Annotated in this window: 21 protein-coding genes and 1 tRNA gene; 21 read left to right on the plus strand and 1 reads right to left on the minus strand. The window is 46.8% G+C overall.

What is annotated here, in order from left to right; genetic code table 11:
* Positions 1–150: 150 nt before the first annotated feature.
* From rpsF to AB3114_RS01350, 8 genes are all read left to right on the plus strand, one after another.
* On the plus strand, positions 151–447 hold the full coding sequence (gene rpsF / locus AB3114_RS01315; protein ID WP_367341458.1) for a 30S ribosomal protein S6: 297 nt from the start codon (positions 151–153) through the stop codon (positions 445–447).
* 41 nt (positions 448–488) lie between these two features.
* Positions 489–1,172, plus strand: coding sequence for a single-stranded DNA-binding protein (ssb, locus tag AB3114_RS01320; protein WP_367341459.1), 684 nt, complete (start codon positions 489–491; stop codon positions 1,170–1,172).
* A 29-nt stretch (positions 1,173–1,201) separates the two neighbouring features.
* Positions 1,202–1,438: a 30S ribosomal protein S18 gene (gene rpsR / locus AB3114_RS01325; RefSeq protein ID WP_283583146.1), complete on the plus strand. Its 237-nt coding sequence runs from the start codon at positions 1,202–1,204 to the stop codon at positions 1,436–1,438.
* A 91-nt stretch (positions 1,439–1,529) separates the two neighbouring features.
* Positions 1,530–2,195, plus strand: a complete 666-nt coding sequence (locus AB3114_RS01330; protein WP_367341460.1) for a histidine phosphatase family protein — start codon at positions 1,530–1,532, stop codon at positions 2,193–2,195.
* 50 nt (positions 2,196–2,245) lie between these two features.
* Entirely contained in the window at positions 2,246–4,276 is a 2,031-nt protein-coding gene (locus AB3114_RS01335; protein WP_367341461.1) for a DHH family phosphoesterase, read from the plus strand.
* Between the two features lie 5 nt (positions 4,277–4,281).
* A complete protein-coding gene (rplI, locus tag AB3114_RS01340) occupies positions 4,282–4,734 on the plus strand; it encodes a 50S ribosomal protein L9 (protein WP_367341462.1) in 453 nt (150 codons plus the stop codon).
* A 38-nt stretch (positions 4,735–4,772) separates the two neighbouring features.
* Positions 4,773–6,200 (plus strand): replicative DNA helicase, encoded by a 1,428-nt coding sequence (gene dnaB, locus AB3114_RS01345; protein ID WP_367341463.1) that lies wholly within the window; start codon positions 4,773–4,775, stop codon positions 6,198–6,200.
* Between the two features lie 62 nt (positions 6,201–6,262).
* Positions 6,263–7,453: an MDR family MFS transporter gene (locus AB3114_RS01350; RefSeq protein ID WP_367341464.1), complete on the plus strand. Its 1,191-nt coding sequence runs from the start codon at positions 6,263–6,265 to the stop codon at positions 7,451–7,453.
* A gap of 93 nt (positions 7,454–7,546) precedes the next feature.
* Here the strand turns inward: AB3114_RS01350 and AB3114_RS01355 are convergent.
* Positions 7,547–7,619: transfer RNA gene (locus tag AB3114_RS01355), tRNA-Lys, on the minus strand.
* Between the two features lie 248 nt (positions 7,620–7,867).
* Between AB3114_RS01355 and yycF the strand changes: the two genes are divergently transcribed.
* The 13 genes from yycF to AB3114_RS01420 all read left to right on the plus strand — a co-directional run bounded on the left by yycF (position 7,868) and on the right by AB3114_RS01420 (position 21,479).
* A complete protein-coding gene (yycF, locus tag AB3114_RS01360) occupies positions 7,868–8,572 on the plus strand; it encodes a response regulator YycF (protein ID WP_367341465.1) in 705 nt (234 codons plus the stop codon).
* 14 nt (positions 8,573–8,586) lie between these two features.
* Positions 8,587–10,461, plus strand: a complete 1,875-nt coding sequence (gene walK, locus AB3114_RS01365; RefSeq protein ID WP_367341466.1) for a cell wall metabolism sensor histidine kinase WalK — start codon at positions 8,587–8,589, stop codon at positions 10,459–10,461.
* Positions 10,439–11,731 (plus strand): YycH family regulatory protein, encoded by a 1,293-nt coding sequence (locus AB3114_RS01370; RefSeq protein WP_367341467.1) that lies wholly within the window; start codon positions 10,439–10,441, stop codon positions 11,729–11,731. Before walK ends, AB3114_RS01370 begins: the two co-directional genes overlap by 23 nt.
* A gap of 12 nt (positions 11,732–11,743) precedes the next feature.
* On the plus strand, positions 11,744–12,595 hold the full coding sequence (locus AB3114_RS01375) for a two-component system regulatory protein YycI (RefSeq protein WP_367341468.1): 852 nt from the start codon (positions 11,744–11,746) through the stop codon (positions 12,593–12,595).
* A gap of 15 nt (positions 12,596–12,610) precedes the next feature.
* The gene (locus tag AB3114_RS01380; RefSeq protein ID WP_367341469.1) at positions 12,611–13,420 is read left to right on the plus strand and encodes an MBL fold metallo-hydrolase; all 810 of its coding nucleotides are present in this window, start codon (positions 12,611–12,613) and stop codon (positions 13,418–13,420) included.
* 90 nt (positions 13,421–13,510) lie between these two features.
* A complete protein-coding gene (locus AB3114_RS01385; protein ID WP_367341470.1) occupies positions 13,511–14,785 on the plus strand; it encodes a S1C family serine protease in 1,275 nt (424 codons plus the stop codon).
* A 523-nt stretch (positions 14,786–15,308) separates the two neighbouring features.
* Entirely contained in the window at positions 15,309–15,788 is a 480-nt protein-coding gene (gene rlmH, locus AB3114_RS01390; RefSeq protein WP_367341471.1) for a 23S rRNA (pseudouridine(1915)-N(3))-methyltransferase RlmH, read from the plus strand.
* Positions 15,789–16,130: 342 nt separating this feature from the next.
* Complete coding sequence (locus AB3114_RS01395) at positions 16,131–17,162, plus strand: PTS sugar transporter subunit IIB (RefSeq protein ID WP_367341472.1); 1,032 nt, start codon at positions 16,131–16,133, stop codon at positions 17,160–17,162.
* A gap of 17 nt (positions 17,163–17,179) precedes the next feature.
* Positions 17,180–18,007, plus strand: a complete 828-nt coding sequence (locus AB3114_RS01400; RefSeq protein ID WP_367341473.1) for a PTS mannose/fructose/sorbose transporter subunit IIC — start codon at positions 17,180–17,182, stop codon at positions 18,005–18,007.
* A gap of 12 nt (positions 18,008–18,019) precedes the next feature.
* The gene (locus tag AB3114_RS01405) at positions 18,020–18,865 is read left to right on the plus strand and encodes a PTS system mannose/fructose/sorbose family transporter subunit IID (protein ID WP_367341474.1); all 846 of its coding nucleotides are present in this window, start codon (positions 18,020–18,022) and stop codon (positions 18,863–18,865) included.
* A 76-nt stretch (positions 18,866–18,941) separates the two neighbouring features.
* The gene (locus tag AB3114_RS01410) at positions 18,942–19,322 is read left to right on the plus strand and encodes a DUF956 family protein (RefSeq protein WP_367341475.1); all 381 of its coding nucleotides are present in this window, start codon (positions 18,942–18,944) and stop codon (positions 19,320–19,322) included.
* 570 nt (positions 19,323–19,892) lie between these two features.
* Positions 19,893–21,077: an ammonium transporter gene (locus tag AB3114_RS01415; protein WP_367341476.1), complete on the plus strand. Its 1,185-nt coding sequence runs from the start codon at positions 19,893–19,895 to the stop codon at positions 21,075–21,077.
* Positions 21,078–21,242: 165 nt separating this feature from the next.
* Positions 21,243–21,479 (plus strand): transcriptional regulator, encoded by a 237-nt coding sequence (locus AB3114_RS01420; protein ID WP_367341477.1) that lies wholly within the window; start codon positions 21,243–21,245, stop codon positions 21,477–21,479.
* Positions 21,480–21,514: the final 35 nt, after the last annotated feature.

The following is a 21,514-nucleotide window of genomic DNA, read 5'->3' on the forward strand; positions in this document are numbered from 1 at the left end:
GTACCGCATCCCGGGATTTTTTATGTCGACGCTTATTGTAAATTAGTTGATGCTATGTTATTATTTTATTCTGTGAGTATACGTAATAACGTCTACTCTCCTTGCCCTTCCCATCGTGGGAGAGCCAGAGTCCATAAGGAGGTGTAAATAATGGAAACACGCAAATACGAAATTACTTACATCATTCGTCCAGACCTCGAAGAATCTGCTAAGTCTGACTTGGTAGACCGTTTTGACAAGGTTGTTACGGACAATGGTGCTACGCTCGTTGAATCAAAGGATTGGTCAACCCGTCGTTTTGCTTACCCAATTGCTAAGTACACTGAAGGTACTTACCACGTGATGACGCTGACGACTGACACTGACCAACCACTGAACGAATTTGATCGTTTGGCTAAGTTCAGCGGTGACATTCTGCGTCACATGATCGTTAAGCTGGATGCTTAACATTAATTACGGGAACACGTTTTTGAGAGGAGTGGATGCCGATGCTTAATCGTGCAGTTATTACTGGGCGTTTGACAAGAGATCCCGAGGTGCGGTACACCAACAACGGAACTCCAGTGGTTTCTTTCACTCTAGCCGTGGATCGTCAATTCCGGAACCAGCAAGGTGACCGGGATGCGGACTTTATCAACTGCGTCATTTGGCGCAAGTCCGCTGAAAACTTCGCTAATTTCACCCATAAGGGTTCATTAGTTGGCCTAGACGGACGGATCCAAACGCGTAACTACGAAAACCAACAGGGACAACGGGTTTATGTTACCGAAATTGTTGTCGACAATTTCGCACTGTTAGAGCCACGTGCTCAGAATGGCAATAACCCGGCTGGTTCCTTTGGCAATGGCCAAGCTTACAGTGGTGGCAACCAAAATGGCTCTTACAACGGTGGTAATAACCAACGTTATAATGGCGGCCAGCAAGGTGGCAATAGTTACGGTAATAACGGCGGGTTTGCCAATGGTGGTTTCGGTGGCGACCAGTTGAACAACAACGAACCGGTTCAAATTAATGATGATTCATTGCCGTTCGCTAACAACACCCCCTCTCAATCGGCCCAACCTGATTCATCCAACCACGGTGCTGGGGATGACAAATCATCCAAGAAGGATCAGGGTAAGTCAGATTCCGATGATAATTTAACTAATTCAGAGGATAATTTACCGTTTTAAAATAATTCAAAGAGACAGGAGGTAATTTCATGGCTCAACAACGTCGTGGTGGCCGTCGTCGTCGTAAGATCGACTTCATCGCCGCAAACCACATTGATTACATTGACTACAAAGACACTGACTTATTACGTCGGTTCATCTCAGAACGTGGCAAGATTTTACCACGTCGGATCACTGGTACTAGTGCCAAGAACCAACGTAAGTTGACGATCGCTATCAAGCGTGCACGGATTATGGCTTTGCTGCCATTCGTTGCCGAAGACTAATCGTCAATTAATTAAGCAAAGAGAGTTGCGACGCGGTCGTGACTCTCTTTTTAGTCTTATTCGAAATGATCAGTTAAGGGAGGCAGTAGTAATGAAAAAAGAAATTTATTTAGTGCGCCACGGGGAAACGCTCTTCAACTATTTCTACAAAATGCAGGGCTGGAGTGATACTCCACTGACGAAAAAGGGTGTTGCCCAAGCCCAACGTGCCGGTCGAGAATTAGCTAACATCCCCTTTGACCTAGCGATTGCCTCTGACTTAGGACGGGCTATCCATACTTGCCGGGAGATCGTTAAGTTGAACCGCAATGCTGACCAGCTTCACATCCAGGAAATGCCCGAATTTCGGGAAGTCTACTTTGGTAGCTTTGAGGGAATGGACGGCGACTGGGTTGAACGGCAGATCTTTGCCAGCCACTTGGATTCGATGTCAGATTCCGAATCACCATTCTTCCAGAGTGGCTTTAAGAAAACGCTGAAGTTCACGAAAGAAGCCGACCCTTACCATGTAGCAGAAGACTATGACGAATTCTGGCAACGCCTCACCCCGGTTTGGGATAAACTGCGCCAAGCTTCAGCTCAGAAGATCCTGGTCGTTAGTCACGGCCTCGCGATTCGCTTGATTGCGGAACGTTATGGCGACGGCCAATTTGACTTAGCCAAGGGTGAAAACGGGGCCATTACGCGGGTTGAATTGACCGACAATGATGTCCACGTCAAAAGTTACGCTGAAATCCATTTGCATGGACAAGATTGATCCTTGTGATGTGATATTATATTGAAGTATAGACACAGGGAGGTGAGAAGATGAAGGACTTTTTCAAGGGTGACCGGTGGATTTTATTCATACGTGACAGCTCGGTACGGGCTAACGCAATTTTTCTTTTGTCCCTATCGATCATCACCCTCGTGATTTCCTTTAACCTCAACTGGGTTATCGGTGTCATCATGATCATCTTCTTATTAGTAGGGCTCTATGTCAGTCTGAAGCAATTATATAAATTGCGCGATGACACCAATACCTATATCAACGATATGACATACCAACTCGAACGCGGCCAGCAGGAAGCCTTGCTGGATATGCCAGTGGGGATGATCATGCTTGATGAACACCAGGTCGTCAAGTGGATCAATCCTTACATGGCTAAGTATTTTAAGCTGGAGGCCGTGGTCGGTAAAAAGCTCAGTGATGTTGATTTTAAGTTATCCAAGTTGGTGAAGAAGTACCATCAAGAAAAACATCCAATTGTCGTTTCCTGGAAGCGGCGACGCTTTGAGTTTTTGATTCAGGAACGTTTCCACATTATTTACCTGATGGATGTCACCAAGTACCAGCAGATTGAAGAACGCTACAAAAATGAGCGTGTCTTTGTCGGCCAGATTTACTTGGACAACTACATTGAGCTGACGCAGGGGATGAACGACTCTGAAGTTTCTAACCTGCACAACTACGTTACTTCCGAAATCAGCAAGTGGGCCAAGGTGAACCACCTGTTGATGAAGGTGATCGATGATGATAATTATTTGATCGTCGGTTACCAGCGGTCGCTGGACAGCCTGGAAAAGAAGAAGTTCAAGATCCTGGATGTCATTCGCAATAATACGACTAAACAGAACTCGCCAGTCACGCTGTCTGTCGGGATTGCCTATGGCGAACACGATTTGATGAAGATGGCAGACACGGCTCAGCAAAACCTCGATCTGGCTCTGGGCCGTGGTGGCGACCAAGTCGTCGTACGGGCCGAAAATTCCGAGGCCCGCTTCTATGGTGGCAAGACTAACCCGATGGAGAAGCGAACTCGGGTGCGGGCACGGATGATCAGCCAAGCTATGCAGGAATTGATGGCTGAAGCCGACCAGATCTTCGTGATGGGGCACAATAAGCCTGACATGGACTCGATGGGCGCCTGCATGGGTATTCGGCGGATTGCGAATATGAACGGGCATGACTGTTGGATCGTCCTCGATACGGAGCACGTCCACTCTGATATTGCCCGGCTGATGTTGGAAATTAATAAGTATAAGGACATCAAAGATCACATCATTACGCCAGAAGAAGCGATGGCGAAAGCCACAGATAAGAGCCTCTTAGTGATGGTGGACCACTCCAAACCAAGCATTTCGATTTCACCGAAGCTCTTCCAGCAGCTGCAAAACCGCGTGATGATCATCGACCACCACCGGCGTGGCGAAGAGTTCCCAGAGAACCCACTGTTGGTCTACATCGAACCCTATGCTAGTTCAACCTGTGAACTGATTACGGAAATGTTCGAGTACCAGCCGCGCGATAGCGAGTCGCTGAATAAACTAGAGGCGACGACGATGCTGACGGGGATCAAAGTTGATACTAAGTCCTTCAGTCAACGGGCCGGTACGCGGACTTTTGATGCCGCTAGCTACCTGCGTTCTGCCGGGGCAGATGGCCTATTGATCCAACACTTCATGAAGGAAAATCCTGATAGTTTCCTGAGTCGCAACCATCTTATTTCTACTGTTAAGTTCATTAATGATAGAATGGCATTGTGTGTTGGTGAGGATAACCAAAGCTACGATCCAGTGACTGCGGCCCAGGCTGCGGACATGCTGCTGCAGATGGACGGGGTCGATGCCTCGTTCGTCATCACGAAGCGTCCAGACGGCGTCATCAGTGTTTCGGCACGGTCGATGGGTGACTTCAACGTCCAGTTGGTGATGGAAAAAATGGGTGGTGGCGGCCACCTCTCTAATGCGGCAACCCAAGTTAAGGGTCAGACAGTCAGCCAGGTTAAAGAAGAGCTGGTTGACCTGTTGAATCACAAAGAAGATTCCGAAGATGACTCAGCAACAACGGAGGAGTGAAGAACATGAAAGTTATTTTTGTTAAAGACGTTCGTGGACGCGGTAAACGCGGCGAATTAAAAGAAGTTTCTGATGGCTACGCCCAAAACTACTTGATCAAGCGTGGTTTAGCTAAGGCTGCGACCAAGTCTGCGATGAGCGAATTGCACGGCCAACAACGTGCCGCTGAAAAGCACGAAGCAGAGGAACTGGCCAACGCCAAGGAAATGAAGAAGAAGCTGGAAGATGACAAGACGGTCATCGAATTGAGTGCCAAGGCCGGAACTGATGGTCGGATCTTCGGTTCCATTTCCAGCAAGCAAATCGTCAAGGCATTGAATAGCCAATTTAACCTGAAGCTAGACAAGCACAAGATTCAACTGGCAGCACCGATCAAGGCTACCGGATACGTCAGCGTGCCAGTTAAGCTGCACCATGATGTGACAGCTAACATCCGGGTTCATATCGCTGAAAAATAAGCAGTGGTGCTTTTAATTGAAGGGAGGTCGAACCGATAATGGCAGACGAACAGCTGACAACTGCCGGCAGCAGTGCACCGCAGATGCCGAATGATCAAGAAGCTGAACGAGCCGTCCTCGGGTCGGCTTTTTTGTCGGATGATGCCTTTAAACAATCACTCGAATTTCTGACGCCAAAGGACTTCTACCAACGTAATCACCAGATCATGTACCAGGCGATGGTTAACCTGGATGATCGGGACGAAAAAATTGACCCGATCACGATCCGGGACGAGTTGACGCGGGAAAATCAGCTGGCCAACGTTGGTGGGATCAAATACGTCGCTGAATTGGCTGGCGCGGTTCCGACCGCAGCCAATGTCGAATACTACGCGAAGATCGTACGCGACAAGGCGACGGCTCGTCGTTTAATCGAAGCAGCCCAGAATATCATCGATCAGTCTTACGAAGGCAAGGAGGCCGTTGCTGATCTGACCGATAACGCTGAGCAATCCATCATGCAGGTGGCAGAAGACCAAAACACCGGTGGCTTCCAAAACATGAACGACCTGGTCGATTCCTCGCTGAACCACATCGAAGAGCTGACCAAGGATCATAGCGACGTGACGGGCATTTCGACGGGCTACAAGCAGCTGGATGAAATTACGACCGGCCTGCATCCCGACGAATTCATCGTCATCGCGGCACGGCCAGCCATGGGGAAGACGGCCTTTGCCTTGAATCTGGCACAAAATGTCGCTATTCGTGGCGAAAATACTGTAGTAGCGATCTTCAGTCTTGAAATGGGTGCTGAGTCATTGGTTGACCGGATGCTCTGTGCAGAAGGGCGGATCAATTCGCAACACTTGCGAACCGGTAACCTGACTAACGAAGAGGTCACTAATCTCTGGAACGTTTCAGGCACCCTGGCCAATACCCGGATGTTTATCGATGACACACCTGGGATTAAGGTCAGTGAAATCCGGGCGAAGTGCCGGCGTCTGAAAAAAGAACAGGGTTCGTTGAGCCTGATCGTAATCGACTACCTCCAATTGATCGAAGGCGGCAACGCCGAAAACCGGCAGCAGGAAGTCTCGATGATTTCGCGGCAATTGAAGAAATTAGCCAAGGAATTGAGCGTGCCGGTCATCGCTTTGTCACAACTATCTCGTGGTGTTGAACAGCGACAAGACAAGCGACCAGTTCTTTCTGATATCCGTGAATCCGGCTCAATTGAGCAAGATGCCGACATCGTCAGTTTCCTGTACCGTGACGACTATTATGACCGTGATGATAATGAAGAAGACCCTGACGAAGGGGGACAGCCGGCTGATGAGGATGACCAACCGAGTGTCAGCCAGGTGGAACTCATTATCGAAAAGAACCGGAGCGGTCCGCGGGGAACGGTTAATTTGATGTTTAATAAAACGTGCAACAAGTTTGTTCCACAAGACTTGGGACGCAGCATCGAAGAAAATCAACAATAATATTAAACAGCGCAGGAGCAATGCTTCCGGGCTGTTATTTTGTGGACAAGGGGGATCAAGCAATGAAAGCCAAAAAAGACGAATTGCGCCTTCACTGGCTGCTTTTGGGAGCATTTCTAGCCAACATCGGCAACAGCTTTGTCTGGCCGTTGACAACGGTCTACGTGCACAATGAGCTGCATCAATCACTGACTGTTTCGGGGATTGTTTTATTGCTGTACTCGGGAACAAACGTCATCGGATCATACATCGGTGGGACGCTTTTTGATCGCTTTAATCCTCAGCACCTGACATTGGGGATGGTCGTTGCTGAAATCGTTATGATGGGTCTTTTGATGTGGCAAAACGGTTGGCCTGCCTACCCGATTTTATTGCCGATTGTGGGATTCATTAACGGCTGGCTGATTACCATGTTGAATTCGTACGGGACGCGGATCCGATCCCACGATGGCCGGACTGTTTTTAACCTGATCTATTTTTCTAACAACTTTGGGATGATGATCGGGACAGCAGCTGTCGGTCCCCTGTATGAAGCGAGTCATGATCATGTGGGCCCGCTTTTTGCGGTGACGGCAGTGATGTATGCATTCTTCTTCGTCCTGGTTTGGTTTTGTTACCGTGTACCACAGATTAGCCAACACAGGAAGACGAGCAAAGCCACTAAGGTCCAGCTTAGTTGGCATAATAAGTTAATCTGCTGGTCCTTCTTTATTGGGATTGCGATTGTCTGGATTGCTTACAGTCAGTGGTCCAGTAACATGTCAGTTTACATGACGGAAATGGGCATTTCCTTGACCCTTTACAGTCTTTTGTGGACGGTTAACGGTTTCTTGATCGTCGTCTTTCAATTAATAATTAGCTGGCTCAATCGCTACCTCACCAACCCCTACCGGATGATTTACTTTGGCCTCCTGACGGTAGCAATGTCGTTTGCGATTTTACTCTTTGCCAAGCAGTATTACTGGTTTGTGATTGGGATATCAGTGCTGACTTTAGGGGAAGCGACGGCTTTTCCTACCATGCCGGCAGTGATCAATGAGCTAACACCGAACGAAGAGAAGGGACGCTACCAGGGACTCTTCAATGGCTGGTCATCAGTGGGGAAAGCCCTGAGTCCGTTAGCTGGTGGTTTGATGATCAGCGCTACTTCCTATAAGTGTTTATTTTTGAGCTGCTTATTGGCTGTTTTGCTGGTTTTCATCGCTATTGTGCTGATCTGTGAGGGTAACCGTAAAAAGGCAGATAGGTATTAAAAAAACGCAGAATGAGCGAAATGTTTGACTCATTCTGCGTTTTTGAGTATAAAAGAACATAAAAAAAAGCACCGCCTAAAGCGGTGCGAATGATGGGCAGTCAGGGGATCGAACCCTGGACCCACGGATTAAGAGTCCGTTGCTCTGCCAGCTGAGCTAACTGCCCATGTCCTTAACGACAATTAATATAATATCAACATTACCCCATGAGTGCAAGGCTTTTTTGAAAAAAAGTGAGAAAAATTTGAAATTTGTTGGATAATGCGAATTTCAGCAGGATCAGAAGGCCTTACTCGTGTGTATCAGGTGGTTAATGATACCCTTGTGATATAATAGTAATGTTTAACCGAGTGAATAAATAGAAATTGGGGGAGATTGACCCCATCATGAGACAGTTTGGAGGTAATCATTTAAATGGCTAAGATATTAGTTGTTGATGATGAAAAACCAATTTCAGATATTATCAAATTTAACATGGAAAAGGAAGGCTACGAAGTATGCGTGGCCTATGATGGGGAAGAAGCCCTTGAAAAGGTAGAGAGTGAATCACCAGACCTGATTATTCTTGACCTGATGCTACCAAAGATTGATGGCCTAGAAGTTGCCAAGCGGGTTCGTGCTAAACACAATATGCCAATTATTATGGTCACCGCCAAGGATTCTGAGCTAGATAAAGTGCTAGGCCTTGAACTAGGTGCGGATGACTACGTTACTAAGCCGTTTTCTAACCGGGAGTTGGTGGCACGTGTGAAGGCTAATTTGCGGCGCCAAGCTGCGACGACAAATGCCAATCCACAAGACAGCAACGCGGACATCCAGGTTGGCGAGCTGACAATTCATCCGGATGCTTATACCGTCACTAAACGGGGGAAGAACATCAACCTAACCCATCGTGAATTTGAATTGCTGCATTACCTAGCCCAACACCTGGGTCAAGTCATTAACCGTGAGAACCTCTTACAAACGGTTTGGGGTTACAATTATTACGGTGACGTGCGGACGGTTGATGTGACTGTTCGTCGTCTGCGCGAAAAGATCGAAGACAACCCGAGCCAACCGAAGTGGCTGATTACGCGGCGGGGTGTTGGTTATTACTTAGCAAAGCCAGACCAAGATTAGAGGAATGATCACTTGTGAATAGCAAGATCAAATTTTTCCAATCGATTCGTTTTAAATTTGCCCTCATTTTTGCGTTAATGCTCATGCTGACGCTTGAAATTGTGGGGGCCTTTTTTATGCGTCAACTGGAAAGACAAAATTTAAATAATTTCCGGCAACAGATTGTATTGCCTTCGTATATTGAAAATTCATTGTCGACGCAGCTTGGACGCACCAATACGACTTCAGCCAATCACCATATCAGGACGATTTTGGCAGAAGTCAACAACAGCAATATCTCTGAAATTCGGGTGATCGATAGCAAGGGGATCATCCGCGGAACCAGCAGCAGTACAAACCAAGGAATTGTTGGTCAAAAAACAACCGACTCGGGCATCAAAAATACCCTGGTTAGTGACCGCAACCATACAGAGTACCTTTACGACAATACCAACCACAACCGCTACTATGTAAACATCGTGCCGCTTTCCAATAGCAACGGTAATAATGAAGTTGGGGTTCTCTACATGCGAGCCAACCTCGAAGGGGTTTACTCGACGATCAACAATATTTACGTCATCTACATTTCAGCCGTTCTGGCATCGATTGTATTGTGCTTGCTGCTGTCAATTTTTATTTCCCGGGAAATCACTGCTCCTATCGAGGAAATGCGCAAGCAAACGATGCGGATTGCGCGTGGCGATTACAGTGGCCAAGTTGAAGTGGTAGATAATGACGAGCTGGGACAACTGGCTGGTGCTATCAACAACTTGTCGGTGCGCGTGGAAGAATCGCAGGATGCCTCTGAATCTGAACGACGGCGGCTGGATAGTGTCCTCAGTCATATGACTGACGGGGTGATCGCAACAGACCGGCGTGGCAACATCACGATCATCAATAATACCGCTCTCCAATTGTTAAATTATGACGAAGAAGATGACGTCATCGGCAAGTCAATTACGGACATTTTGAAAATCCGCAAACAATACACGATGCGCCAGCTAATTGATGAAACACAGACTCATGTCATGATCGATATGAATGACGAAAATGGCCTGATTTTGAGTGCCTTCTTCACCCCAATTCAGCGGGAATCTGGCTTCGTCAGCGGTCTTGTCTGTGTTCTGCATGATGTCACTAGCCAGCAAAAGGAAGAGCGTGAACGGAAACAGTTTGTTTCCAACGTTTCCCACGAATTGCGGACACCGTTGACCAGCGTTAAGAGTTACGTCGAAGCCTTGACTGATGGTGCATGGAAAGACAAAGAGGTGGCTCCCCGCTTTCTTAAAGTGGTTCAGGACGAAACAGACCGGATGATTCGGATGATCAACGATCTCTTGAGCCTTTCGCGGATGGACTCCGGGACGGCTAAGCTGAACCTGGAATACGTCAACATCAACGAGCTCTTTAACTATATTCTCAACCGCTTTGATATGATCATCAAAAAAGAGAAGAACGAAAATCCGGACAGCAAGCACTATTCCATCGTCCGTCACTTCACCAAGCAAGATTTGTGGGTGGAGATCGATACGGACAAGTTTACCCAAGTGATCGACAACATTATGAACAACGCGGTCAAGTATTCCCCTGATGGTGGGGTCATTACTTGCCGCCTGGTAGCAACGGACAAGCACGTTATCCTTAGCATCAGCGACCAAGGTTTGGGGATTCCGCGGAAAGATATCGGCCGTATCTTTGACCGTTTCTTCCGGGTCGACAAAGCTCGTTCGCGCAAGCAAGGAGGAACTGGCCTGGGCTTAGCTATCTCCAAGGAAGTCGTCAACATGCTTGGTGGCCAGATATGGGTTGATAGTACTGAAGGCCAAGGATCGACCTTCTATATCTCATTACCATACATTCAATACGATGAGGAGGATGAATGGGACGATGATGAAAAAGATCAGAACTAACTGGCTCGGCCTTTTGCTCGCTATGGCCGTAATTATCAGCCTCATTTTGTCTGGGCTGATTTGGGCAAGCCCATACGCCAATAGCCACGTGCGTAACGATGCCAATAATATGAATAAGCAGTTTACTGCCCAGTCGATTGGTGATATCTATTTGCCGACAGAGATTGTCAGGGTTAACGGCAGTGGTAACCAGTTTAGGATGTATGGCCAGCACGCCAACGCTGCTTTGACGGCCCAGAACACCTTGAGTAAGTGGCACCTGCTGCATCTGACACGGGTTGGCCGGGGTGATTCACAAGATTACTTGGACACTTTGCGAACGCCTCATTCGCTAGTGCTTAGCTATGCGACGCCGATCCCAACCTCAATTTTTAACCAAACGTTTTCCCAGGAATTGAATACTAACCGCATTCCCCAGATTCAGCGGATTGTTTTACCGAGTAACAATCAGCACGTGATGTACTTGCTGGATGACCGCAATTTTCAAGTTTACCGGGTTGATATCACTAACAACAATACAGATAAGATTAAAAAGCTAGTTCAGCAGAGTAGTGGGCACCAACTGCCAATGGATCACCAGGTTGTCGGCAAGACGCTTTTTACCGTCTATCCGCACGGAGTGAAGCTGCCGGTCTATGCCTACCAGGTTGTTGGACAAAATGTTGACAACGTCACCGGTAATTTACTAAACACCAGACAGAGCAGCAACCTCAATCAGCGTCGTGAGGGCCAACAGATCACCTATTCCAATAATGGACGGCGTCTGACCTATGATGAATCAACCGGAATTATCGATTACGTTAACTACACTGGCAAGGATAGCAATCCTTCAACACAACAGCTCTACAATACGGTTTATCAGCGTTTGCGGCGTATTGGAACAGCACTGGACTGCCTTCATTTTGATGATTACAGCCGGAAACACCAACAGATCACTTTCCGCAGTTATGTTCAGTCCTTCCCGATTTTTAACGAAAATGACTACGGACTCGTGCAGATCACGGAGTCGAATCAGGGGATCGAACATTTCCGCTTTAGTCGCTACAGTTTGCAGACACCGTTACCGGTTAAGGAATCTAGTACCCGCCTGCCTTCGACTGCTTCGATCTTAAACCAGCTTAAAGCGGCAGGTAAGGAGAAGCAGGTAACTGGCTTGCGTCTTGGCTACCTTTGGCAAACGGGGGCTACGCATCATGGCGTTACCCTTGAACCGACGTATTTGATTAAATACCATGGTAATTGGCTAGATTATCACGATGTACTAAAGTAGGGAGGGCTCAGGATGAATTTTAAACGCATTATGTTAATTTTCCTCGTTGCCTTTGCCTTGCTAGATGTTTTCCTTTTTGTGATGGTAGTGGTCAATGTTCGCTTCACCAACATCGGTCGGCAAATGAGCCAATCTGATATCGTCATGAAAGAGATGCGCAATGAATCGATTAGCTTTAATGGCAATCTGGCTAAGGATAACCACAGTGGCTACTACTACTCATTGAGTAAAACCAACGATACCAACAGTCTGGAAAGCCAAACGAGTCGCCTCCATGGTCAATCGACCCGGATTGAAAATGGCATTCTATCCAGTAGTTTCAACCACCCGATTAAAGTGGATATGGTTACTAAAACCAATGATTTTAGCCGGATCATCGATAATCCAAAGAGGGTGCTCCATGGGCGGAAGTATCACTACAATGCAGATCTGTCATCTAAGCACTACGTGGTTTACACTGAACAACTGGGTGGTCGACCGTTGATGGGCGAAGATGGGCGGATTACTTTCCGGATTAACCAGCATGGCCAAGTTGTCGGCTATACCCAGAGTTATTTAAAGACCGGCAAGATCCTGCGTCCATGGAAGAAGACGATTAGCCAACAAGAAGCTGTCATCGAGCTGTACAAGCACAATGAGCTGCCAAATAACTCCAAGATTCACTGGGCCGATCTTTGTTATACCCGTTTGCTGACGACGCGGAATCGCTCCGTTTACGTTCCGACGTGGATGGTCGAAGTCCGGGCCAAGAACAGTAATAAAGAAGAACGCTTGAAAGTCAACGCCCTCACGGGGACGGTCATTAAGAACAATAACGTTACGGTTAACGTTAACGATTTGGCACAGCAGAGAGCAGCAGATTGAGGGGAGAGTATGAAGTTGACTGATACAGATGATCATTTGAAATTTAGTGCACTCGCAAGTGGCAGCACAGGTAACTGCACTTATTTTGAGACACCCCACCACAAAATTTTGGTGGATGCCGGTTTGAGTGGCAAACGGATCGCAGCGTTGATGAAAAAGATCGGCCGTTCGCTGAATGATGTGGAAGCCTTATTTGTGACCCACGAACACAATGATCATGCACACGGAGTTGGCGTGCTTGCCCGCCGTTACGGGATGGCAGTTTATGCCAACCGGGGAACCTGGGCCGCGATGAGCAAGCGGATCGGTAAGATTGACCCGCTGCAGAAGCACTTGCTGGAACCGGGGGAAGTTAAAGACTTCGGCGATATGCAGGTGGAGAGCTTTGCCGTTAGTCATGATGCTGCCGAACCGCAGTTTTACCAAGTGCACCACGATGACGAAAGTTTTTGTGTGCTGACGGACACGGGTTACGTTTCGGATAGCGTTTGCGGCACGATCAAGGATGCTGATGGCTATCTGATGGAATGCAATCATGATATCCAGATGTTGGAGGAAGGACCTTATTCTTGGCCACTCAAACAGCGAATTTTGGGGGATGAAGGTCACCTGTCCAATGAAGAGGGTGCTGATGCACTGATGAACGTCGTTGGGCGTCGAACTAAGCAAATCTTGTTAGGCCACCGGAGTCAGCACAATAATCGTCGTTCACTAGCGCATTTGACGGTGGCTTCCTTGATGGCAGAACACGATTTTGCTGTTGATGAGGATTTTAAGATTAGCGATGCGGAGCCAGACCAACCAACGCCATTGACTATGCTATAATGGTGCAAATTATTACTAACTTAATCATAATTTCTTCATAATTGATGACTAAACTGAACTTATAGTTAAGATCGCTTCGGAGGAAGATTCATGGACGAGAATAAATTTCGGCGTCGTTTTTGGATGAAGGTTATCGTTGTCGGTTTGTTAGCAGGACTGATTGGTGGCGGCATTAGCATAACAATTGGCAATGTGTGGACACGTCATGAGCAAAATACTGTTACAAAAGTTCCGAGTGGTTCGACTAAACCTGGTGGAGCTAGTGTTCAGGGCAATAAAGCCCAGCTAAAGAATCCGTCGACACAGGCTTACAATTCGGTGAAGGATTCAGTTGTCAGTGTCATCAATAAGCAGCGTGTCCAGAACTCTGGCAACAGCGTTTTTGATATGTTTGGTGGCGATGCCCCTTCAAATAGCAATTCTGGCAAGCTTCAGACTGCTAGTGAAGGTTCAGGTGTTATCTACAAAAAGCATAACGGAATTGCCTATGTTGTTACCAACAACCACGTGGTTTCTGGTTCTAATGCCCTCGAAGTCATCTTAAGTAACGGCAAGAAGGTTTCAGCCGGTTTGGTTGGGACGGATTCCACTACCGACTTAGCCGTTTTGAAGATTTCTGCTAAAAACGTCAATACAGTGGCCCGCTTTGGTAATTCTAACGACATCGCTGCCGGTCAGGATGTCTTAGCGATCGGTTCACCGATGGGTAGTGAATATGCCAACACGGTCACCAAGGGGATTATCTCCGCTAAGAAACGGACGCTGAAGGTTTCTACGAACGATGACGATTCTTCGAATGGCAATAGCGGTAGCAGCACTACGACCAATGTTATCCAAACTGATGCAGCCATTAATTCCGGCAATTCCGGTGGCCCATTGATCAACATGGCAGGACAAGTTATCGGGATCAACTCGATGAAACTTTCGTCAAATGGCGAAGGCAGCAGTGTTGAGGGGATGGGCTTCTCCATTCCAAGCAACGAAGTCGTTCGGATCATCAACCAGTTAGTAGCCCATGGTAAAGTTGTTCGGCCAACGCTGGGCGTTAGTATGATTAATTTGAGTAACGTGACGAGTGATTCCCAGAAGAACGTTCTGAAATTGCCGAGTTCCGTTAACACTGGTGTTGTTCTGATGAAGGTCAAGAGCGGCTCTGATGCTGATAATGCCGGTTTAAAGAAGTATGATGTTATCACCAAGCTGGGCAATAGTAAGGTCCAAGGAACGGGCGATCTGAAGACTGCTTTGTACAAATACAAGGTTGGCGATTCAGTTAAGGTTACCTACTATCGTTCAGGAACTCAGCACGTCACAACCGTCAAATTAAGTCAGACGGCTAGCTCAAAAGTAGAGAATGACAATTAATTTATTGAATTGAAACTATAATTTCATTAATCTTGGCAAGTTCTTGCCAAGATTTTTTTATTTGTCATCAAAACATGTGTTTTACGAACGTTTGATGGTATAGGCATGATAATCATTCGTCGTAATTTGTCTTAAACCGAACACCCATTTGTTGATGGAAAAATCATTTTTGCGATATTTCCACTGATGCCTGTTTATAACTGTGGATAACTTTGTGGACAATCTTTGTTATAATGGCTCAGTGTTGATTACAGTAGGATTACTTATCCACTAAAAGTTATCCACAGGCTGGTGAAAATGCTGTTGATAAGTGTAAAACATTTGTTAAAGGAACGCTGTATCCCTTGTCAGACGTGGTCTCTAGAGGCCTATACCAGAACAAACGTTTCGGTGGATAACTGTGGACAAGTAGATTACAAAGTGCAATATAATGACGAAAAAGTGATTGTCGAACTTTGGGTGATGTGAATAAGTTGAGATTATCCTGTGGATAAGTCTGTGGAAAACTTGTGGAGGAATCATAATGAATATCAAAATTATTGGTGTTGGCAAGGTCAAAGAGAAGTACTTCCGTGCGGGCATTGCGGAATATGCTAAGCGCCTTAGCCGCTTTTGCAAATTCAAACTGGTTGAAGTGAAGGACGAGCAAGCTCCGGAATCGCTCAGCCAAGCTGAAAAGGATGAAGTGATGGCTAAGGAGGGTGAACGCATTCTCAATAAGATCAGCAGCCGGGAATATGTTTATGCCCTAGCTATCAAGGGCAAGGAACGGAGCTCAGAAGCTTTTGCCCATGAAATCCAACAATTAGCTACTTACGGACACAGTGACATCACTTTTGTCATCGGTGGATCCCTTGGCCTAAGCCCAGAAGTTTTAAAACGGGCTGATACACAGTTGTCTTTTGGACGCTTGACCATGCCGCACCAGTTGATGAGGTTAGTGTTGGCTGAACAAGTCTACCGTGCTTTTACGATTATCAACGGTTTGCCTTACCATAAGTAAGAGATGAGCAAGATTTTTAGGCAAATTGATTAAGAAAATATAAATCTTATTAGTTTTTTTCTAATTATTGATCTAGTTATCACTAAACAGGCGAAATGAGTTTTTTGACGGGCCTTTGGGACTAACAACACGATAAATAAAGAACAATTGGTCTAATTTTCGTTTCCTTGACAACGAAAAAAAGTGTCTGGAATGGCTATTGTAGCGGTTCCATAATGTTCCACATTATGGTATACTTCCAAACTGACGCGACTATGTAGATGTATATTTGATAGCAATTATTCACCTAGTTGGGTCAGTTTGATTACTTTATTATTAATGCATCCAAGAGGAGGAATGACGATGGTTGGGATTATCCTGGCAAGCCATGGTGGTTTTGCTGAAGGGATTTTCGAATCAGGTCAGATGATTTTTGGTGAGCAAAAGAACGTTGCTCATGCCATTCTGAAGCCGGGCGAAGGTCCTGATGATTTCCATGCTAAGCTTGAAAAAGCGGTAGATAGTCTTGATGACAGCGACCAAGTTCTGTTCTTGATCGACCTGTGGGGTGGTACGCCGTTCAACCAAGCTAGCACCATGGTTAAGGAACACGAAGACAAATGGGCAATTGTCACTGGTATGAACCTGCCAATGGTACTGGAAGCATACGGTACTCGTTTAGGCGGCGAAGAAAGTGCCCAAAAGATTGCTACTCACTTGGTCAACGTTGCTAAAGATGGTGTTAAGACTTTACCAGAAAGCCTGGCACCGAAGGCAGCAGCACCAAAGGCAGACAAGGCATCAAATGATGACAAGTCCGCAGACAAGGACAAGCAGGAGCCAACTGGTACGATTGCACCAGGTACGGTTTTGGGTGATGGCCACATCAAGTACGTTTTCGCCCGGATCGATGGTCGTCTGCTGCACGGTCAAGTGGCAACGGTTTGGACGCCAATGTTTAAGCCAGACCGGATCATCGTTGTTTCCGACAGCGTATGCAAGAACAAGCTGCGTGTTCAAATGATTAAGAACGCTGCACCTGCCGGAACCCATGCCCACGTTGTCCCTCTGAAGAAGATGGTCGAAGTTTCTAAGGACCCACGTTTTGGTAACACGCGTGCATTGCTGCTCTTTGAAACTGCTGAAGATGCTGATGCAGCCAAAAAGGCTGGTATCGACTTCAAGAAGCTGAACGTCGGGACGATGTCATTCAAGAAGGGTGATGTCTCCTTAACTAAGGACATTTCCATGAATCAGGAAGATGTCGACGCTATCAAAGACCTGCGTGACCGTGGGGTTAAATTTGACGTGCGTGCCGTTGCAGCTGATACTCCACATGACATGGACAAGCTGCTCGAAGAAGCTCAGACAAAATTGGACCAACAAAAGAATTAGCTTGACGGAGGAGACTAATGTCTAACATTATGATTGTCATTGTCGCATTCATTGTAGGTTGCGGCAGTGTTATGGATTCATTTGAAACCTACCAACCTTTGATCGCTTGTAGTTTAATTGGTTTGTTTGGTGGTCACCCGGTTGCCGGCTTGATGCTGGGTGGTGAACTCCAAATGATCGCCCTTGGTTGGGCTAACGTCGGTGCCGCTATGTCACCAGACGCTGGTTTAGCCGGTGTTGCATCTGCAATTATTTTGCTGAAGAGTGGTGGTGCTACCAGCAACGTTGGTACTGCCATTGGTTTGGCTATTCCACTGGCAGTTGCCGGTCTGTTCCTGACTATGCTGGTACGGACTGTTACTGTCTTCATCGTTCACATCCAAGACCACGCTGCTGAAGAAGGCAAGATTTTGCCAATCGAAATTTGGCAATTCGTTGGTTTGTCACTGCAAGGTCTGCGTGTTGCTATTCCAGCTGCATTGCTGCTGGCTCTGCCAACGAGCGTTGTTCAATCTGGTTTGAACATGATGCCGAAATGGCTGAGTGACGGGATGACCCTTTCTGGTGGGATGGTCGTTGCCGTTGGTTACGCTATGATCATGAATATGATGTCCACTCGCGATGTATGGCCATTCTTCGCCATCGGTTTCGTTATCGCCGCTTTGAGTAAGCTGACTCTGATTGCTATTGGTACTCTGGGTCTGGCATTTACTCTGATTTACCTGCAACTGCTGAACAACGGTGGTGGCAACGGCGGATCTGGTAATGGTTCTAATGCTGACAGCAAGGCTGCTGGTAATAGTGGAACTGGTGATCCACTTGGCGATATCCTGGATAACTACTAAGGAGGCAGGAAGATGGCTGAAACAGCACAAAACAATGACAGCAAACGTGTCACTTTAAGTAAACGGGACCGTTTGAGTGTTTGGTTCCACTCATGGTTCATCTTAGCTAACTTTAACTACGAACGTATGCAAAACTCTGGTGTTTGTTACACCATGATCCCGGCAATCCGGAAACTTTACAAGAACAAGGAAGACCGGGCTGAAGCTCTGCAACGTCACATGACTTTCTTCAACACTCACCCGTACCTGGCTTCACCAATTTTCGGTGTTACGATGGCGCTGGAAGAAGAAAAGGCTAACGGTGCTGATATCGACAACGCCGCTATCCAAGGTGTTAAGGTCGGGATGATGGGTCCGCTGGCCGGTGTCGGTGACCCACTGTTCTGGTTCACGATTCGTCCAATTATCTTCTCACTGGGTGCTTCCCTGGCAATCAGTGGTAGTATGGTCGGCCCTATTCTGACTTTTGTTCTTTGGAACATCATTCACTTGGCCTTCACTTACTACACTCAGGAATTCGGTTACCGGACTGGGATGAAGATTACTGAAGACCTTTCTGGTAGTCTGCTGCACAACGTTACTCACGGTGCATCTCTAATGGGGATGTTTGTTATCGGTGCCCTGATCGAACGGTGGGTTTCTATTAAATTCACCTGGGTTTACGCACGGCCAAAAGTTAACGGTCATGTTCACCCGATGACCCTGCAGAGTTCACTTGATCAGTTGATTCCTGGTCTGGCGGGCTTGCTGCTGACCTTCCTGTGCATGTGGCTGCTGAAGAAGAAGGTTTCACCAATCGTTATCATCATTGGGATCTTCGTTGTTGGTGTGGCAGCACACTGTGCACACATTATCTAATGGAGCTGTTGATTGACTAAAAAGACTTCCCCGTGAATGTAATGGGGAAGTTTTTTATATAGAAAGGAGATTACCGATGGCCGAATCAATGAACCACCATTCTGAATTGGTTGATCGTGGCGAATTTTTGAACGGGATGGGCTCTTATGGACACCTGATGGTGGGCGATAAAGCCTTTGAATTTTACGACGAGAAAGTTTCTAAGAACTATATCCAGATTCCCTGGGATGAAGTCGATTTCCTGTCGGCTGAGGTAATCTTCAACCGCTGGATTCCGCGCTTTGCTTTTCATACTAAGCACAACGGGGTGTTTCGTTTTGCTGCCCGCCATCCTTTTAAAGTGTTGCGGGCTGTGCGAAACCACGTCGATCCTGACCGGATGTTACGTTCATTGTCTGTCTGGGACGTAATTAAGCGTAACGTTAAGCAGGCGTTTAATCGAGGACGGAATAAATAGGGATTCTAAGAAGTCGGCACGATGCCGGCTTTTTATTTTGCAAAATTATATTTTAGGTATCCCTAAAATATGCTATACTGACATTAGTTGGGTATTAAAAGATAGTACTGGAACAGGTTCATTGAACCGGGATTAGCAAAGGAAGGACTGTCACAATATGATTATGACCATGTTAGAAGTTTTGGGAATTGAATTGTTGATCGCCCTAGCAACGTGGGGGTTGATCGTTGTTAAATGTCGCGATTTTCGTCATTTCACTAAATAGATATATCCAACTATCAACTGTGAAAAGATAAGCGGTGAATTCTGGTATAGATTTCACCAGAGAGGTTGAGGAAGGATGCTGGGTCTGGCTGAACAGATCGAGCGTCCTTTTTGTTTAGCTTTTATGGCAATTGGTCTATACTGGTAAATACTTTGAATATTTAACAAAGTGGGCAGATAACTAATTAATGTTTTTTCTGTAATCGCTTTGCACTAATCATTATTAGCAATTCATTGGTGGATCTTGTGGTCAGTTGGGAGAGGTGATAAATTAGCCCTAATTTATTGTGATTGGAGGCGGTCTATGTGTTGCAAGTGAACACACTCTTTGTGATGATTGCAAGTATTCTTGTATTGTTGATGACACCTGGCTTAGCATTTTTCTATGGTGGTCTAGTCAATAATCGTCACGCTAACAACATGCTGCTGACCGTCTTCATGATGTGCGGTTTGGCGGTCCTGCTTTGGATTGCGGTTGGTTACTCACTATCATTTTCTGGCAACCACTTTGGCGTCTTTGGCAACTTGCGCGAAGTTCTGATGGCTCGGGTGCCAATTGATGCGGTCACCAAGGACGGAATTTCAGTCGGCGTCTATGCCATGTTCATGATGATGTTTGCGATCATCACGCCGGCTCTCTTTTGCGGATCAGTGGTCGGGCACGGACGTTTTACCTTTCTGGTATTCTTTACGATCTGTTGGTCTATTCTGGTTTACTACCCTTTAGTCCACATGGTCTGGGCGCCGCACGGTTTATTAGCCGACCTCGGAGCAGTTGACTTTGCTGGTGGCTTGGTGGTTCACGTTAACGCTGGTATTACGGCGCTAATCTTGTCTGCCTGGGTTGGTCGTCGCCATGAAATTGGCACCGAACACCATAACCTGGCTTGGGTCCTGATCGGCACGGCAATGCTGTGGTTTGGCTGGTATGGCTTTAACTGTGGTTCAGCGCTAGCCGTTAACAACACCGCGGTTCAGGCAATGCTGACGACAACGATTGCTTGTTCGACCGGGATGGTCACCTGGATGGTACTTGATCGCCACTTGCTGCACCGGGTTACCCTGGCTGGTGCTTGCAACGGTTCGATTGCCGGCTTGGTAGCTATCACGCCTGGCGCTGGTTACGTCACACTGGGTGGCGCGATGGTGATCGGCCTTGTCGGTGTCCTGTTTAGCCATGCCTTTATTTACCGGGTCAAGCCCAAATTGGCTATCGACGACGTCGTCGATGCTTTCGGCTGCCATGGTGTCAGTGGCATCTGGGGCAGTATTGCAACGGGAATGTTTGCTAGTCACGCTATCAGCAAGGTTGTCCCTAACGGGCTCTTCTTTGGCGGTGGCTTCCACCTGACACTCATTCAATTAGCGGCGACGGCTTTAACGATGGCCTTTGTGGCAGTGATGGACCTGATTATCATCAAAGCTTTGACGATCTTCCTGCCTGTCTCTGTCGATAACGTGGTTCTCCCACCGGTGGAGAGTAAGGATTAAATGTGAATGCACGCTGGAGATGACAATGTCGTCTTCGGCTTTTTGTTTTCCGGGCATCAGCGATTACCCGGGAAATTTTTTAGAAATTATTTCACATTTGTGCTATTTTACTATTGTGTTATACCACAAATGTGATATACTAATAAGTGTAAAGGAAGTGAGCACATGCGGATAGATGTTAAACGCTACCTCAGCGTGAATCACTTGACAATCTATCATGTTGCCAAGGAATCCGGCTATGGCTACACCACTTTACATAAGTCGTTTAACAAAGAGCAAAGCAGCGCGACACCTTTGAATTTACGTGATCTCGATGCCCTTGCTCAAGCGCAGAATAAGCGAATGTGGCAGGTGCTGAAGGATCTAGAGGAGCACTACTTGTTGAACGATGATGAAAAATAGTGGTAGTAGCGGCGTGGTTTAATTCACGCCGTTAG

The sequence above is a fragment of the Limosilactobacillus sp. genome, from assembly GCF_040772465.1.
In the GTDB taxonomy this organism is placed as follows: domain Bacteria; phylum Bacillota; class Bacilli; order Lactobacillales; family Lactobacillaceae; genus Limosilactobacillus.